At 54.7% G+C, this 1,384-nt stretch carries 1 protein-coding gene; it reads left to right on the plus strand.

The window, feature by feature from the left end; translation table 11 throughout:
• Nucleotides 1–48 precede the first annotated feature (48 nt).
• Nucleotides 49–1,384 (plus strand): IS3 family transposase gene (locus CAG22_RS26885; protein ID WP_139833541.1). Its coding sequence is split into 2 segments (ribosomal slippage), with 1,334 coding nucleotides annotated over them: nucleotides 49–516 and nucleotides 519–1,384; the frame shifts between segments, so codons are not numbered across the junction. This gene is flagged as partial in the annotation.

Here is a 1,384-nt window from a genome sequence, read left to right on the forward strand (position 1 = left end):
TGGACTGCCCCCAAGAAGTTGGACACCAATCCAACCCGTGGGGGATCTATGGGTAAATACACAGAGCAGTTCAAGCTCACGGCTATCACCGCTTACCTAGAGGGCAGCCGGGGCTTTCGCAAGGTGGCACAACACTTTGGCATCGATTTCAGCCTGCTTCGGCGCTGGGTTGCTGGCTACCAAGTCGATGCCAGCCTCAGCCCTCGCTCGCATGGTCGCCGCTACACCGAGGAATTCAAGCGGCGGGTGCTCAAGTACATGCTTGAGCATCGCCTGTCCCTGCGCCAAACAGCGGCGCACTTTGACCTTGGACAGTCCTCACAGATAGGCATTTGGCTGCGGCAGCACTACAGTGGCAGTCCTGTAGCCACTCTCGCCAAACAAAGAAAATCAGCCGTGCCGAAGAAAATTAAGCCCATCAAGCCGACAGACACCAATGACGCAGAGAAATCTCGTGAGCAGTTGTTGAGCGAGCTCGAGTATCTGCGCATGGAGAATGATGTCCTAAAGGAGTTAAAGGCTCTGCGAGAGGAGAAGGAGCGAACACGGACGAGAAAGCCCTGATCGTCTGCAAATTCAGACATAAATATCCGCTGCCTGACCTCTTGCAGATGGTGGGGTTGGCACGCAGTACCTTTTATTACCAGGTCAAGTGCCAGCAAAAGCCGGACAGGCACGCCTCGCTCAAGGAGTTGGTGCAGCGTGTCTATCACGAGGAGAAAGGGCTGTATGGCTACCGCCGCATTGCCCTTGCCATCAGGAATCAGGGGACCTTGGTCAACAAGAAGGTCATTGAACGGTTGATGGCTGAGCTTGGTTTGCAGTCCGTTGTACGCCCGAAGAAGTATCGATCCTATCGCGGCATAGTCGGCAAGGTGGCCATGAATTTGCTGGAGCGTAATTTCGTCGCGCAACGCCCCAACCAGAAGTGGGTGACCGATGTCACTGAGTTCAAAGTGGCCCAGCAAAAGCTCTACCTGTCGCCCGTGATGGACTTGTACAACGGTGAGATCATCGCCTATGAAACAGCTTGCCGGCCTACCTATGGCTTGGTCGGGAACATGCTGGAAAAGGCGCTCGATGGGTTGGGTGAAAAGCCCAAGCTAGTGATCCACTCAGACCAGGGATGGCATTACCAGCAGCCCCAATACCGCCATAAGCTCGCAGCGCGCGGTGTGAAGCAGAGCATGTCTCGCAAGGGTAATTGTCTGGATAATGCAGCGATGGAAAGCTTCTTCGGCACACTGAAGTCAGAGTTCTTCTACCTGAAGCGCTTTGAAAGCGTCGAACAGCTGAAGGCGGGCCTGGAGGAGTACATCCATTACTACAACCATGACCGCATCAGGCTGAAACTCAATGGCCTGAGCCCTGTCAGCTACAGGAC

This window comes from Pseudomonas sp. B8(2017), assembly GCF_002113575.1.
GTDB lineage: Bacteria > Pseudomonadota > Gammaproteobacteria > Pseudomonadales > Pseudomonadaceae > Aquipseudomonas > Aquipseudomonas putida_Z.